The sequence below is a fragment of the Massilia sp. W12 genome (genome assembly GCF_037300705.1).
Lineage (GTDB): Bacteria > Pseudomonadota > Gammaproteobacteria > Burkholderiales > Burkholderiaceae_D > JACPVY01.
On record NZ_CP147776.1, the window covers coordinates 5,865,532 to 5,878,906 of the forward strand.

At 56.9% G+C, this 13,375-nt stretch carries 16 protein-coding genes; 5 read left to right on the forward strand and 11 right to left on the reverse strand.

What is annotated here, in order from left to right; translation table 11 throughout:
- The first annotated feature begins 215 nt into the window (after nt 1-215).
- On the forward strand, nt 216-341 hold the full coding sequence (locus V8J88_RS24140; protein WP_338846845.1) for a hypothetical protein: 126 nt from the start codon (nt 216-218) through the stop codon (nt 339-341).
- A gap of 72 nt (nt 342-413) precedes the next feature.
- On the opposite strand, the gene V8J88_RS24145 is transcribed toward V8J88_RS24140, so the two are convergent.
- Together V8J88_RS24145 and V8J88_RS24150 are read right to left on the reverse strand one after the other, a co-directional pair.
- A complete protein-coding gene (locus tag V8J88_RS24145) occupies nt 414-662 on the reverse strand; it encodes a hypothetical protein (RefSeq protein ID WP_338846846.1) in 249 nt (82 codons plus the stop codon).
- A 300-nt stretch (nt 663-962) separates the two neighbouring features.
- Nucleotides 963-1,178, reverse strand: coding sequence for a SlyX family protein (locus V8J88_RS24150; RefSeq protein WP_338846847.1), 216 nt, complete (start codon nt 1,176-1,178; stop codon nt 963-965).
- Between the two features lie 80 nt (nt 1,179-1,258).
- On the opposite strand from V8J88_RS24150, the gene V8J88_RS24155 reads away from it, so the two are divergent.
- Complete coding sequence (locus V8J88_RS24155; RefSeq protein ID WP_338846848.1) at nt 1,259-2,884, forward strand: SulP family inorganic anion transporter; 1,626 nt, start codon at nt 1,259-1,261, stop codon at nt 2,882-2,884.
- 45 nt (nt 2,885-2,929) lie between these two features.
- Here the strand turns inward: V8J88_RS24155 and aspS are convergent, their stop codons facing one another.
- The 7 genes from aspS to V8J88_RS24190 form a co-directional block, all read right to left on the reverse strand.
- Entirely contained in the window at nt 2,930-4,738 is a 1,809-nt protein-coding gene (gene aspS, locus V8J88_RS24160; RefSeq protein ID WP_338846849.1) for an aspartate--tRNA ligase, read from the reverse strand.
- A gap of 44 nt (nt 4,739-4,782) precedes the next feature.
- The gene (locus V8J88_RS24165; RefSeq protein ID WP_338846850.1) at nt 4,783-5,382 is read right to left on the reverse strand and encodes a DUF502 domain-containing protein; all 600 of its coding nucleotides are present in this window, start codon (nt 5,380-5,382) and stop codon (nt 4,783-4,785) included.
- Nucleotides 5,383-5,395: 13 nt separating this feature from the next.
- Nucleotides 5,396-5,686, reverse strand: coding sequence for an FmdB family zinc ribbon protein (locus V8J88_RS24170; RefSeq protein ID WP_338846851.1), 291 nt, complete (start codon nt 5,684-5,686; stop codon nt 5,396-5,398).
- 268 nt (nt 5,687-5,954) lie between these two features.
- Nucleotides 5,955-6,182 (reverse strand): hypothetical protein, encoded by a 228-nt coding sequence (locus V8J88_RS24175; RefSeq protein ID WP_338846852.1) that lies wholly within the window; start codon nt 6,180-6,182, stop codon nt 5,955-5,957.
- 15 nt (nt 6,183-6,197) lie between these two features.
- Nucleotides 6,198-6,650, reverse strand: coding sequence for a hypothetical protein (locus V8J88_RS24180; RefSeq protein ID WP_338846853.1), 453 nt, complete (start codon nt 6,648-6,650; stop codon nt 6,198-6,200).
- 65 nt (nt 6,651-6,715) lie between these two features.
- Entirely contained in the window at nt 6,716-7,414 is a 699-nt protein-coding gene (locus V8J88_RS24185) for a 2OG-Fe(II) oxygenase (RefSeq protein ID WP_338846854.1), read from the reverse strand.
- A 20-nt stretch (nt 7,415-7,434) separates the two neighbouring features.
- Nucleotides 7,435-7,965, reverse strand: coding sequence for an adenine phosphoribosyltransferase (locus V8J88_RS24190; protein ID WP_338846855.1), 531 nt, complete (start codon nt 7,963-7,965; stop codon nt 7,435-7,437).
- 242 nt (nt 7,966-8,207) lie between these two features.
- Between V8J88_RS24190 and V8J88_RS24195 the strand changes: the two genes are divergently transcribed.
- The 3 genes from V8J88_RS24195 to V8J88_RS24205 are packed head-to-tail and all read left to right on the forward strand — an operon-like array spanning nt 8,208 to nt 11,264.
- Nucleotides 8,208-9,317, forward strand: a complete 1,110-nt coding sequence (locus V8J88_RS24195; RefSeq protein WP_338846856.1) for a carbohydrate kinase — start codon at nt 8,208-8,210, stop codon at nt 9,315-9,317.
- A gap of 12 nt (nt 9,318-9,329) precedes the next feature.
- A complete protein-coding gene (locus V8J88_RS24200; protein ID WP_338846857.1) occupies nt 9,330-10,247 on the forward strand; it encodes a pseudouridine-5'-phosphate glycosidase in 918 nt (305 codons plus the stop codon).
- Between the two features lie 18 nt (nt 10,248-10,265).
- Nucleotides 10,266-11,264, forward strand: a complete 999-nt coding sequence (locus tag V8J88_RS24205) for a LacI family DNA-binding transcriptional regulator (protein ID WP_338846858.1) — start codon at nt 10,266-10,268, stop codon at nt 11,262-11,264.
- A gap of 385 nt (nt 11,265-11,649) precedes the next feature.
- On the opposite strand, the gene V8J88_RS24210 is transcribed toward V8J88_RS24205, so the two are convergent.
- Complete coding sequence (locus V8J88_RS24210) at nt 11,650-12,279, reverse strand: 50S ribosomal protein L25/general stress protein Ctc (protein WP_338846859.1); 630 nt, start codon at nt 12,277-12,279, stop codon at nt 11,650-11,652.
- Between the two features lie 96 nt (nt 12,280-12,375).
- Nucleotides 12,376-13,326 (reverse strand): ribose-phosphate pyrophosphokinase, encoded by a 951-nt coding sequence (locus V8J88_RS24215; RefSeq protein WP_338846860.1) that lies wholly within the window; start codon nt 13,324-13,326, stop codon nt 12,376-12,378.
- Nucleotides 13,327-13,375 lie beyond the last annotated feature (49 nt).

A 13,375-nucleotide genomic window follows, 5' to 3' on the forward strand; every position in this document is an offset into this window, starting at 1 on the left:
AAATAATCATTCAGTTTGAAATTTAATGCAGTACAGTCCAAATATTTTTTGATCTGTATCAACTGGTGGTAAATTTTTGTGTGTTCTTGCACGATAATCTGCATCCAGTAAAGTAGAGTCAAACAGGGATGTTTGCAGTGATGCCCGCCTCAATCGGCTTGGCGGCATACGCAATGACCTGAAAATATCCTGCCCATATAAATCAGGAAACCAAGATGATCGGAAAGTTGAGCGGCGTACCGTCCAGTGGCGGTACGCCGCTTGCTTTTATGGCGCGGACTTGTCGCAAGCGTTTTCCCATCTGCCATGCAGTCTCGCTGTGGCTGGCGGCGCGCCTGTGACCTGTTTCCAGGAGCGGTAAGATTTGGCGAATAATTCGCAGCTCGCGCGTCTGGCTGCCTCGTGGTTTGCCGTCAGCCCTGATCCTGATGAGGCGCTTTGTGTGGATGCGCTTGCTGCGCTGCAATATTGTTCCCGCCGAAATGTGGAATTTGGCCGATGAACGGCAACAACGGCGGGGCTGTGGGAAAAGTGCAAAAAAAAACGGGGTCATCGGGGTATGTTTTGTTCAAAACATACTCTGATAACCCCGCAAACATCTTGCCGCTGGAAACAACAAGATGACCGGAACCTTGGGCCACGCTGACATGGCTGGCGCGCAATGTGCTGCGCCTTTTGTCTGCACAGTTTTTGCTGATTTGTTTGTGTGCCGACAGAAGACAGTGTAGGCAAAAGGCGGGGAAAGAAACAGATACAATTCCAGGCTTTCTTTACAAATACAGTTGCAGGCTGTGCAGACTGTCATGGTGTGGAAAGGAGGGAATTGAATCCAAGTGCGCTTATTAAAATGCTGATTTTGGCAGCTGTACTGCTTTTCCCGGCTTTTCCTGCAATTTTCAGGCATACAGTTGCGCATGCCGGCCGCATGTTTGCATGCGCCGGCGCAATACAGCCGCTCAGGTTTAATAGTGCGGCGGGCGTTCATCCGCCAGACTGCGGCCCTGGCCATCCTGTTTTTGCAGCATTTCCCGCATTTGCCGCGTCAAATCCTGCACCAGGGTATGCAGTGAGGCCAATTCTTTTTGCTGCCGGTAAACTGTCTGGTTCAAGGCATCCAGCAAATCCTCCTGGCGGGTGAGTTTGATTTCAATTTCTATCATTCTGTCTTCGTCTTGCATCGCTTGCTCCTTTTACTGCCCGCTGGCACACTGCCGGATCATACCGGGCCATCTTCCTGCCCGCCATTCTGCCGGAAAAAATGCCCAATCCTGTTTCCAATGCCTTTCGCGCCGACCTGATCGCCAGTCTTGCTCTGGCCGGGCTTTTATTGCCGGAAGCGGTTGCGTATGCCGGCATTGCCGGTTTGCCGCCGCAAGCAGGGATTTTGGCTTTGCTTGCAGGTTTATTGGCATATGGCCTGTTCGGCGCATCGCGCTTTGCCATTGTTTCGCCCACCTCTTCGGCGGCGGCGGTGCTGGCGGCTGCTTGCGCGGGCATCAGCGATCCCGCCATGCGGGCCGGCTTTGCCACTGCCATTGTGCTGGCGTGCGGGGCCCTGTTTATTCTGGCCGGCCTGGCGCGCCTGGGGCGGTTGACGGATTTCATTGCGCGGCCTGTGTTGCAAGGTTTTGGTTTTGGTTTGGCGTTGGTGATCGTCTGCCGGCAATGGGCTGACGTGGTGGGTTTGCATTTGCCTGCCGGGAATGCTTTGCAGTCCGGGGTGTATTTATTACAGCATTTGCTGGAATGGAATGTTGCCGCCGTGTTGATGGCGCTTGCCGCATGGTGTTTGATTGTCGCGGCGCAGGCGCGCGGCTGGCCTGGCGCTTTGCTGGCCAGCATTGGCGGCATTGTCTGCAGTTTTGCGCCGGATTTTGCCGCATCGCAGATTCCGCTTGTTGGCCGGATTGAATTGGCCTTGCCGCAACTGAGCTGGCCGGATTTGTCGCCGCAGGCATGGGGCAGCGCCTTTGAATTGGCGCTGGCGATGCTGCTGATTTTGTACGCGGAATCGTATGCGGCGATCCGTCAGGCAGCGATCTTGCATGGCGACAGGGTGCAGGCCAATCGCGATTTGCTGGCCTTGGGCGCGGCTAATCTGTGTGCAGGTCTGGCGCATGGTCTGGCGGTCGGCGCCGGTTTTTCCGCCACTGCCGCCAACCAGAGCGCTGGCGCGCAAAGCCGGCGCGCCGGTTTGCTCTCGGCTGCGTGGCTCTTGTTGCTGCTGTTGCTGTGCCTGCCCTTGCTGGCGCGTCTGCCTAAGCCGGTGCTGGCGGCGATTGTCATGCATGCGGTCACGCGCAATCTGAGTTTGCGCCAATTCGCTCCGTATTTCGCCTGGAAGCGCGATCGCTTGATTGCGGTGGCGGCGGTGTTGGCGGTCTTATTGCTGGGTGTATTGCATGGTTTGCTGTTGGCGCTGGGCTTGAGCATGCTGCTTTTGTTGCAGCAAATCGCCAAATCCACAGTGGTGGAATTGGGGCGGCTGGCGCATGGTCATGATTTTGTCGAATTGCATCAATTTCCGCTGGCGCAGGCGGAGCCGGGATTTTTGATTTTGCGCCCGGAAGAACCGCTGTTTTTCGCCAATGCCGAGCGGATTATGCATGAGGCGCGGGCGCGTGTGCGCGCCGCCGGCGCAACGCTGCATACGGTTGTGCTGTCATTGGAGGAGGCCCCGGATTTGGACGCCAGCAGCGTGCAGGCCTTGCACGAATTTGCCCATTTTCTGACGCAACGCGGTCAGCGGCTGGCCTTTGCCCGCTTGAAAGAACATGCCTGGCATGTGCTGGCGCGCAGTCGTCCTTTGCAGCAGGATTTACCGCGCTGGGCCAGTCTGTCTGTGGATCAGGCCTTGAGTCAATTAAAACAGGATGCGCCATAAAAAAACCGCACCGCTTGGGTGCGGTTTTCTGGCAAATCCGGCAGATTATGCCGGTTGGGCGTTGCGCAGACGGATATGCAATTCGCGCAATTGCTTTTCATCCACCGGCGACGGCGCTTGCGTGAGCATACATTGGGCGCGCTGGGTTTTCGGGAAGGCGATCACATCGCGGATCGATTCCGAGCCGGACAGCATGGTCACGATGCGATCCAGACCGAAGGCGATGCCGCCATGCGGCGGTGCGCCGTATTGCAGGGCGTCGAGCAGGAAGCCGAATTTCAGCTTGGCTTCTTCGGCGCCGATGTTCAGCGCTGAGAACACCTTGCTCTGTACGTCGGCGCGGTGGATACGCACCGAGCCGCCGCCCATTTCCCAGCCATTCAAGACCATGTCGTAAGCCTTGGCGATGCACGCGCCCGGATTGCTTTCCATCATTTCCTCGTGGCCATCTTTCGGCGCGGTGAACGGATGGTGCACCGCGCTCCAGCGCTGGTTTTCCTCGTCGTATTCAAACATCGGGAAGTCGATCACCCACAGCGGTTTCCAGGCGTCTTCAAACAGGCCGTTGTTGCGGCCATACTCGCTGTGGCCGATCTTTAAGCGCAGCGCGCCCATGGCGTCGTTGACCACCTTGGCCTTGTCGGCGCCGAAGAAAATCAAGTCGCCGTCTTGTGCGCCGGTCAATTCGATGATGCGCGCTAACACTTCATCGCTCAGATTTTTGACGATAGGCGATTGCAAGCCGTCGCGCCCTTTTGCCTTGTCGTTCACCTTGATGTAAGCCAGACCCTTGGCGCCGTAGATGCCGACAAATTGGCCGTAAGCGTCAATTTCTGAACGCGGCATGCCGCCGCCTTCGCGCGCCGCGCCCGGCACGCGCAGGCCGACCACGCGCCCGCCCACCATATTTGCGGCGGCGGCGAAAACCTTGAATTCAGCGTCTTTGACTGCTTCGGTCAGCTCGGTGAATTCCAGCTTGACGCGCATATCCGGTTTGTCGGAGCCGTATTTGCCCATGGCGGTGGCGTAATCCATCACCGGGAATTTGGCGTCTAAATCAATGCCCTTGGTGTTTTTGAACACGGTGCGCATCATGTTTTCAAAGATGTCGCGGATTTCCTCTTCCGACAGGAAAGAGGTTTCGCAGTCGATCTGGGTGAATTCCGGCTGACGGTCGGCGCGCAAATCTTCGTCACGGAAGCATTTCACGATTTGATAGTAGCGGTCGAAGTTGGCCACCATCAGCAATTGCTTGAACAGCTGCGGCGATTGCGGCAGCGCGAAGAATTGGCCGTCATGCACGCGCGAAGGCACCAGGTAGTCGCGCGCGCCTTCCGGCGTGGACTTGGTCAGCATCGGCGTTTCGATGTCGATAAAGCCGAGTGCGTCCAGATATTTGCGCACTTCCATCGTGACTTTGTAGCGCAGGCGCAGATTGTTTTGCATTTGCGGGCGGCGCAGGTCCAGCACGCGATGGGTCAAGCGCGTGGTTTCCGACAGATTTTCATCATCCAGCAGGAAGGGCGGGGTGACGGATGGATTCAGCACCTCGAGCTGGCTGCAAATCACTTCGATTTCACCGGAAGCCAGATTGGCGTTGACTGCGCCTTCGAGGCGGCGCGTGACTTTGCCGACCACGCGCAGACAGAATTCATTGCGCACCGATTCTGCGATCTTGAACATATCCGCCTGATCCGGATTGCAGACGATTTGCACCAGGCCTTCGCGGTCGCGCAGGTCGATGAAAATCACACCGCCATGGTCACGACGGCGATGCACCCAGCCGCACAGGCTGACAGTTTGGCCCTCTTGGGCAAGTGTGGTGAGACCGCAATAATGGGTTCGCAGAGACATATTTATTTACCAATCAGTGTCAATAGGTTGAAGTGCCGGTATGTTTATTTGCTGGTTTGCGTTGTTTCGGGGGCGACCACCCCCATCGAGATGATGTATTTGAGCGCGGTATCGACGCTCATATTCAATTCCACCACATCGGTTTTCGGGAACATCAGAAAAAAGCCGGAAGTCGGATTGGGCGTGGTGGGTACATACACGCTGACATATTCCTGATCCAAATGCTCAGCCAGTTCACCGCCGGGTGCGCCGGTGAGAAAGGCGATGGTGCGCGCGCCGGGATGCGGGTAGGGCACCAGTACGACTTGACGGAAAGCATTGCCGGATGGGCTGAGCAGGGTGTCGGAAACCTGTTTCACGCTGCTGTAGATGGAGCGCACCACCGGGATGCGCTGCAACAGGCTGTCCCACCACTGCACCAGATAGCGGCCAAAGTAATTGTGCGCCAGCAAGCCTGTGAAGAAAATCAGGCTCAGCACCAGGAGCGCGCTCAAGCCGGTGAAAGCATATTTGGTGCGCCACTCGACAGGCAGAAGCAAAACCAGAAACGGTTGGTCGAGCGTGGTGAAGATCGAATACAGCACCCAGACTGTGATCGTGATCGGCGCCAGGATCAACAGTCCGGTGGCGAAATATTTCCGCATACGGCCCCTTGTCTTACGCACTGGCGCTTTCAGCCGGCGGCGAGGCGTGTGAACAGGCCCCGCTGCAACTGTGTCCGGCATCGCCGCTGCCCGCGCTGCTGGCGGGCGTTGCGGATTTGCCGCTGTCGCGGAAATCGGTGGCATACCAGCCGCTGCCCTTTAATTGGAAGCCGGCGGCGGTCAATTGTTTTTTGAATGCGGGTTTGCTGCAAGCCGGGCATTCCGTCAGGGGCGCATCCGAGATTTTTTGCAGTACGTCTTTGGCAAATCCGCACGCTTCGCAACGATAAGCGTAAATTGGCATGGCTGAACTCCGAAAAAGCATCCAAAACAGCAAAGTATAGAGGATTTTGCTGAAATATGATGCGGACTGAATGCTTTTTCAAGGGCAGTCGCTTGAAGCTGAATGGAATGACGTATCGAGGCTGCAATCTGTGTGCGGCAGCAGCATGAGCCTTGCCCGGTAACAGGGCTTCCCGTATGTCGGAGTTTGTGTGCGCTCACTCCTCATGAGCCATGCAATTTATGCACTGATTCACATGGGGACAAATGTCAACCTGCCCAACGCAAACTTAGTCAGCGACCAGTCGCTCGTATGGTGGAAAATTCGATGCAGTTTTCAACTCTTCTTCGTATGCTATTTTCAGTTTCATTGCCGCTTTTTCATAGCTCAGCAGCAGCGCCTCCAACTCGCCAGCCTGTGGGCTGTCGTTGTTTTCAAGTTCCTCAATCAGGGTAGTGATTTTTGCATCAACAGCCTGTATTGCCATCATCAAAGCCATTCCATCCACATTTGCCATTGTGATTACCTTTACTTAACTTACCCGGCCTAATTCCACTGCGCGTGCAATAGCGCTGCGCGCCAGATTATCGAGCGCCCCTTGCATTGCCACCTTGGTCATCATCCTTGCGCGCGATTCAATTTGATAGTGAGTAGCTTTAAAGCGCTTGTTGTATCCAGTGTTGAGAATGACTAATGAGTCTGGGATGGGGGTGCCCAGCGGGATTTCAAACGAAAGCCAACCCGGTTTAGTGAATATCCCCTTTTTGTCAAAAAGTGAAGTTCCTCCACCAGATCGCACCCATTCCACCCCATCGATGGACTCTGTTTTAACATCGGGGGCCCGCTCTCCGCCACCTTCAAGCGGTTTTGGGTAAAAATCCGGGTAAAGAACTCCAGGCGAGGGTTCTAAATCTTGCATTACGCCATCCGGAAATTGCTCAATTCTGCATGAGCGATACAGGTCAACTGTTGTCATGTCTGGCATGATTGCTTCCGGTCTGTGAATTATCTTGCGTTTGAGAAAATGTAGCCGCAGGCGTATTGCACCGCTTAACGTCCGCCGTACAGGTGTTCCGCACGCTGCAGCAAAACCCAGCTGGTGACGATGTATTTGTCTTCCGATTCGGGCACGCAGCCGCGATGGGTGTGGGTGAAATAGGCGGGGGCGATCACCATGCGCCCGGTTTGCGGCGCAATCGCTTTGTGCTGATAAAAGAATTCGGTCTGACCGCCGCGCGCCACATCGTTCAGGTAAAACATGAATAAGAGGGTGCGGTGCAATTGCTCATTATGCGGGGCCATGGGATAGACTTCGCAGTGCCAATAATTGTAATTGCCACTGCCCTTGTCATATTTTTGCATCTGAATTTTGCCCAGGCGATACAGGCTTTTCATCAGATCTTCGGTTTTGCCGCCGGCCAGCTCATCATAATTATCATAGGTGAGCGGGGTGGGCGCGCCGGTTTGCGGATGGGCCAGCGTCAGGGCCAGCGGCGCAATCAGGGCAAAACGGTATTTTTCCATGTACTGACGCAAGTAGCCGGTGGTGACTTGCGCCAGATGCTGCAACAGCTGGCGGTATTCCTCGTGATCATTTAAATACAGATCCGTGGACATTTTTTTACTGGTGTCCAGCAGTCCGCCGGCTTTGCCTGGTACGCGGTGCGGACTGGCTTCAAAACTGGCGATCAACTGGCGGCAAAAAGCCGGCTCCAGCGCACCGTCATAGATTTCAATGAAGTCTTGCATGTCCGCTCCGCTGTGTTGGCTCAGTCTTCGCCTTCAAAAGTGCACATGGCGTACACTTTGTGGCCCATCTTTTCCAGCTTGGCGCGGCCGCCCAGGAAGGGCAGATCAATCGCGAATGCGCATTCAACGATCTGGCCGCCCATTTTTTCAATCAGCATGCAACCGGCTTCTGCCGTGCCGCCGGTGGCGATCAAATCATCCAGCAACAACACTTTTTCGCCGGCGGCGATGGCGTCCACATGCAATTCGATGCGGTCCACGCCGTACTCCAGGGTGTAATCCTGGCCAATCGTGGCGGCCGGCAGCTTGCCCTTTTTGCGCATCGGCACAAAACCGATTCCCAGCGCATAGGCGAGCGGGGCGCCGATGATGAAACCGCGCGATTCAATACCGATAACTTTGGTGATGCCGGCATCGCGATAGCGTTCCACCAGCGCATCCACCAGCTCGCGGAAACCGTCTGCATCTTTCAGCAGGGTGGTGATATCGCGAAACATAATGCCCGGTTTCGGGTAATTCGGCACATTGCGGATTTTGGATTTGATAGACATGAGAAGAGATAGATAAACAAAAATTATCCTCGCGGCTTTGCCCGGAACACGGGCGCGCGGCCAGATCCGGCCTCAGACGCCGGCACAGCGCGATTGTGACAGAAAGCGCGCCCGGGATGTGAAAAAACTGCATTTCAGGCGCCGCTGGCGGGCTGCTTGTGGCCGGATTGCAGCGGGATTTGACAAGCTGATGAACAAATGTTTATCATGCAAACAAAAGTTTGTTGCCGCTTGCCAATCTCATGGTCTCTGATACTTCACGCAAAGAGCAGGTCTTGCAATGGATCTGCGAAAACCCTTTTATCTCCCAGCAAGAGCTGGCGCAGCGTTGCGGCCTGTCGCGCTCGGCGGTGGCCGGGCATATCGCGAGCCTGATCCGGGAAGGGCGCTTGCTCGGGCGCGCCTATTTATTGCCGCAAAACAGCGGGCAGATTGTGTGCATAGGCGGCTCGAATCTGGATCGCAAAATGCGCTTATGCGGCCCCTTGTGCATGGGGGCCTCGAATCCCGTTACGCAAAGCGAGAGCGCGGGCGGGGTGGCGCGCAACATCGCGGAAAACCTGGCGCGCCTGGGGTGCGCCACCGCTTTGTTGAGCGCGTTTGGCGATGATCCTGCCGGCCAGGCTTTGCGCGCGCAGCTGCAAAGTCTTGGGGTGGAGTTGGAAGCCTCGCTGGTCTTGCCCGGCGCCAGCAGTGACAGTTATTGCGCGGTGCTCGACGCCAGCGGCGAAATGCAATTGGCGTTGGCGCACATGCATCTGGTTGAACAAATCAGCGCCGCATGGCTGCAAGAAAAACTGGCGCGTTACCAGCGCAGCGCCATGCTGTGTGCGGATATGAATGTGCCGCCCGCCAGCCTGGAATATCTGCTGCAACTGGGGCGGCAAGGGGCCACGCTGTGTCTGGTGGCGGTGTCGGCGCCAAAGATGGCGCGCTTGCCGCAAGATTTGCACGGACTGGATTTGCTGATTTTGAATCAAGGCGAGTTGGCCGCAGCCCCCGGTTGCGATGCCGCCGCCGCACCGCAGCAAAACTGGGCCAAACTGCAAGCGCGCGGCCTGCGCCGCCTGATTTTGACGCGCGGTGCGCAAGGCCTCAGCTTTGCCGAAGGCCAGACCTGGCAGGAGGTGGCCGCGCCGCCCGTGGCGCAGGTGGTGGACGTGACCGGCGCCGGCGATGCGCTGGCGGCGGCAGTCTGCGCCAGCCTGCTGCGCGCGCCGCAAGATTTAGCGCAAGCCTGCCGTATTGGCATGCAGGCCGCGCAAATGACTATACAATGCGCATCCACAGTCTGCCCGGACTTGGGCGCGCAGCTTTTGCAACCGGCGTCGCACTCCGACGCCTCCATTTGAAACGAATCGCATATGCAGTCTTATCTGGAATTTTCTGAAGAAGTGCAACAGGCCCGGCAGCAGGGCCGTCCGGTGGTCGCGCTGGAATCGACCATTATTTCGCATGGCATGCCGTATCCGCAAAATGTGCAAACCGCGCGCGAAGTCGAAGCTGTGGTGCGCGCGCATGGCGCAACGCCGGCCACGATTGCGATCCTGAATGGCAAAATCAAAATCGGCTTATCCGGGGCGGAATTGGAATTATTGGGGCGCACCGGGCAGGATGCGCATAAAGTCAGCCGGCGCGATATGCCCTATGTGCTGACGCAAGGCAAAGTCGGCGCGACGACGGTGGCGGCGACCATGATTTGCGCGCGCATGGCCGGCATCGAGGTGTTTGTCACCGGCGGCATTGGCGGCGTGCATCGCGGCGCGGCGCAGAGTTTTGATATTTCCGCCGATTTGCAGGAATTGGCGCGCACCCCGGTGGCGGTGGTCTGCGCCGGCGCCAAATCGATTTTGGATTTGGGCCTGACGCTGGAATATCTGGAAACCCACGGGGTGCCGGTGTTGACCATAGGCCAGGAAGAATTTCCCGCCTTTTTCTCACGCGAAAGCGGCTTCAAGGGCGATTTCCGGCTGGATGCGGCGGAGCAGCAAGCCGCCTTCATCCGCTGCCAATGGCAATTGGGCATGCCCGCCGGCGTCGTGCTGGCCAACCCCGTACCGCAGGAATATGCATTGGCGCGCGAGCAGATTGAAGGCGTGATCGCCCAGGCGCTGCAGGAAGCCGATGCGGCCGGCGTGAGCGGCAAGCAAGTCACCCCTTTCCTGCTGGCGAAAATCGAGCAGCTCAGCGGCGGGCGCAGCCTGGAAACCAATATCGCCCTGGTCAAAGCCAATGCGCAAGCCGGCGCGCGCCTGGCTTGCGCCTTGGCGGCGCAAAGTTAAGGGGCGGCGATGGCGACCATGAAGCAAGTGGCGGACCGCGCCGGCGTCTCCACCAGTACGGTTTCACATGTCTTGAACAATACCCGCATCGTCAGCCAGGAGGCGCGCGAACGGGTGCAGCAGGCGATTGCGGACTTGCGCTACATCCCCAGCGCGGTGGCGCGCAGCTTGAAAAATGATCGCACCAAGACCTTGGGGATTTTGATTCCGAATAATTCCAACCCCTATTTCGCGGAAGTGATTCAGGGCGTGGAAGATGCTTCATTTGAACAGGGCTATAACCTGATTCTTTGCAATTCCTACGATGATGTGGAAAAGCAGGTTGCCTATATCCGTGTGTTGCTGGAAAAAAGGATTGATGGCCTGATCTTAGTCGCCAGCGGCCATGATGAGGAATTGATTCATTTACTGGCGGCGGAAGAGTTGCCGGTGGTGGTGGTTGACCGCGAAGTGCCGGGCGTGAACGCCGATTTCATTCAGGCCGATCACGAACAGGGTGCGTATCAGGCCGTGCGTTATCTGCTGGAATTGGGCCACCGCCGCATCGCCTGCGTGGCCGGGCCGCAAGACTTGCTGGCTTCCAGCGACCGCGTGGCCGGCTATATGCGTGCGCTGCAGGAAGCCGGCGCAGCGTTTCACAGTGAATGGCTGATCAACAGCGACTTCACCAGCGAAGGCGGATTTCGCGCCTTCCAGCAATTACTGGCCTTACCGCAACGTCCCAGCGCCATCTTTGTCAGCAATGATTTGATGGCGATAGGCGGCCTGTGCGCCGCTGCCGCCAGCGGCGTGCAAATTCCACAGCAATTATCGGTGGTGGGCTATGACGACATTGCCTTAGCCAGCTTCGCCAATCCGCCGCTGACCACCGTGGCCCAGCCTAAACATGAAATTGGTTATTTGACTGCGCAAACCTTGATTGAGCGATTGAAACAGCCGACCCATGTGGCGACCCGCGAAAAGCTGCCAACCCGGCTGGTGCTGCGCGGCTCCAGCTGCGCCTGGATGGGCGAATAAACACAGCGGCAGCGCCAAGGCTTGTCTGTGTGGATCTGTGGACGGTGTTTTTCTATTGATGGAAATTGCTTGCAAGAAGGGGGCGCTTGAAAAGCAGGCGATGCAATTTTTATTAGATCGTATCTATTCAGCCGCTGCGCTAACAATTCGGTCTTGTATGCCAAGCGGGGTGCAGCTTCATTGTGTGGCGCTTGTTGAACCAGGGTTTTGGTTTTGCCGTTCGTGGTGAGCTTGTCGAACCAGAGTTTTCCATGACCAACCATGCCCTTCTACAGGCTCAGGGCGAACGGAATCTGCTTCGACCATCTTTGTGAAGGCTGAACAATCACATCAGATCAAAAAAAACGCCGGCATGCGCCGGCGTTTTTCATCCTGCAGGCAAAAATTACTTCTTGCCTTTTTTCTTGGTGTCGGCAGCCGGAGCAGCTTCGACTTGCTTCGGCGGCACGGTGACGAAAGCCACGGTTTGCTTGGAACCGCCATGGCCCGGAGCAGCGGCCACGCCTTCCGGCAATACCAGGTCGGACACGTGCATGATGGAGCCGGCGTCCATTTTGGACAGATCGACTTCGACGAATTCCGGCAGATCCTTCGGCAGGCAGATCACTTCCAGTTCGTTCATCACGTGGGTGATCTTGCCGCTGTGCAGTTTGACAGCCGGGGAGATTTCAGCGTTCTTGAAGTGCAGCGCAATCTTCATGTGGATCTTGCGGGCCGGGTCAACGCGTTGGAAGTCAACGTGCAGCACCAGCGGCTTGAATGCGTGCATCTGGAAGTCGCGCAGCAGCACTTGCTCGCTCTTGCCGTCCAGATCCAGTTCCAGTACGGAGGAGTGGAAACGCTCTTTTTTCAGGGCGTGGAACAGTTCATTGTGATCCAGGGTCAGGTACACAGCCTGATCGCAACCGGCTTGGCCGTTGCTGCCGTATACGATGCCCGGGGTAACGCCGGCGTGGCGCAGGCGGCGGCTCGCACCAGTGCCCTGTACGTCACGTTTTTTTGCAGAAATTTTCATGAGAAACTCCAAAGTTGAATGAAGGAAATCCCCGCGACCAGGGATATCCAAAAGACAGGGGCCAGGCTGTGCGCCTGGCCCCTGGTGTACAGCAAATCAGTCCACAAACAGCGAAATCACCGAATCGCCGCGCGTGATGCGACGGAAGGTTTCCGCCAGCAGCGGCGCGCATGTCAATTGGCGGATTTTGTTGCAGGCGGTGGCGGCAGCGGTCAGCGGAATGGTGTCCGTCACCACCAACTCGTCCAGCGGGGAGTTGGCGATGCGCTCAATTGCCGGGCCGGACAGCACCGGATGCGTGCAGTACGCCACCACTTTCTTGGCGCCGCGCTCTTTCAGCACTTCCGCCGCTTTGGTCAGGGTGCCGGCGGTGTCCACCATATCGTCCATGATGACGCAGTTACGGCCATCCACTTCGCCAATAATATTCATGACTTCCGCCACATTGGCTTTCGGGCGGCGTTTGTCGATGATGGCCAGATCGCAATTCAGGCGCTTGGCCAGCGCGCGCGCGCGCACCACGCCGCCCACGTCAGGCGACACCACCAGCAAGTCTTCGTAATTTTTCTTTTGCAAATCGCCCAGCAAAATCGGCGAGGCGTAGATATTGTCCACCGGGATGTCGAAGAAGCCCTGAATCTGGTCTGCGTGCAAATCCATGATCAGCACACGTTCCACACCGGCTTCTTCCAGCATATTCGCGACCACTTTGGCGGAAATCGCCACACGCGCGGAACGCGGGCGGCGATCCTGGCGGGCGTAACCAAAGTAAGGGATTGCAGCAGTGATGCGGCCAGCCGATGCGCGCTTTAATGCATCGACCATCAACATGATTTCCATCAGGTTGTCATTGGTCGGGGCGCAAGTTGATTGCAGCACAATCACATCTTTGCCGCGCACATTCTCGTTGATCTCGACCATCACTTCGCCATCCGAGAACTTGGAGACGACTGCTTTACCGAGGGAAATACCGAGTTGGCTGGCAACTCCGACAGCCAGCGCGGGGTTCGCGTTACCTGTAAAAACCATCAGGTTTTCATATGCCATGGGAGCTCCAACAGAAAAAACAAGCTTAAAAAAAGCTGCCAAGGGGTGA

Excerpts from the sequence above, each read along its gene's own strand:
- V8J88_RS24140 (WP_338846845.1), top strand. The coding sequence starts at position 216 with ATGATCGGAAAGTTGAGCGGCGTACCGTCCAGTGGCGGTACGCCGCTT.
- V8J88_RS24150 (WP_338846847.1), bottom strand. The coding sequence starts at position 1,178 with ATGCAAGACGAAGACAGAATGATAGAAATTGAAATCAAACTCACCCGC.
- V8J88_RS24155 (WP_338846848.1), top strand. The coding sequence starts at position 1,259 with ATGCCCAATCCTGTTTCCAATGCCTTTCGCGCCGACCTGATCGCCAGT.
- aspS (WP_338846849.1), bottom strand. The coding sequence starts at position 4,738 with ATGTCTCTGCGAACCCATTATTGCGGTCTCACCACACTTGCCCAAGAG.
- V8J88_RS24165 (WP_338846850.1), bottom strand. The coding sequence starts at position 5,382 with ATGCGGAAATATTTCGCCACCGGACTGTTGATCCTGGCGCCGATCACG.
- V8J88_RS24170 (WP_338846851.1), bottom strand. The coding sequence starts at position 5,686 with ATGCCAATTTACGCTTATCGTTGCGAAGCGTGCGGATTTGCCAAAGAC.
- V8J88_RS24175 (WP_338846852.1), bottom strand. The coding sequence starts at position 6,182 with ATGGCAAATGTGGATGGAATGGCTTTGATGATGGCAATACAGGCTGTT.
- V8J88_RS24180 (WP_338846853.1), bottom strand. The coding sequence starts at position 6,650 with ATGCCAGACATGACAACAGTTGACCTGTATCGCTCATGCAGAATTGAG.
- V8J88_RS24185 (WP_338846854.1), bottom strand. The coding sequence starts at position 7,414 with ATGCAAGACTTCATTGAAATCTATGACGGTGCGCTGGAGCCGGCTTTT.
- V8J88_RS24190 (WP_338846855.1), bottom strand. The coding sequence starts at position 7,965 with ATGTCTATCAAATCCAAAATCCGCAATGTGCCGAATTACCCGAAACCG.
- V8J88_RS24195 (WP_338846856.1), top strand. The coding sequence starts at position 8,208 with ATGGTCTCTGATACTTCACGCAAAGAGCAGGTCTTGCAATGGATCTGC.
- V8J88_RS24200 (WP_338846857.1), top strand. The coding sequence starts at position 9,330 with ATGCAGTCTTATCTGGAATTTTCTGAAGAAGTGCAACAGGCCCGGCAG.
- V8J88_RS24205 (WP_338846858.1), top strand. The coding sequence starts at position 10,266 with ATGAAGCAAGTGGCGGACCGCGCCGGCGTCTCCACCAGTACGGTTTCA.
- V8J88_RS24210 (WP_338846859.1), bottom strand. The coding sequence starts at position 12,279 with ATGAAAATTTCTGCAAAAAAACGTGACGTACAGGGCACTGGTGCGAGC.
- V8J88_RS24215 (WP_338846860.1), bottom strand. The coding sequence starts at position 13,326 with ATGGCATATGAAAACCTGATGGTTTTTACAGGTAACGCGAACCCCGCG.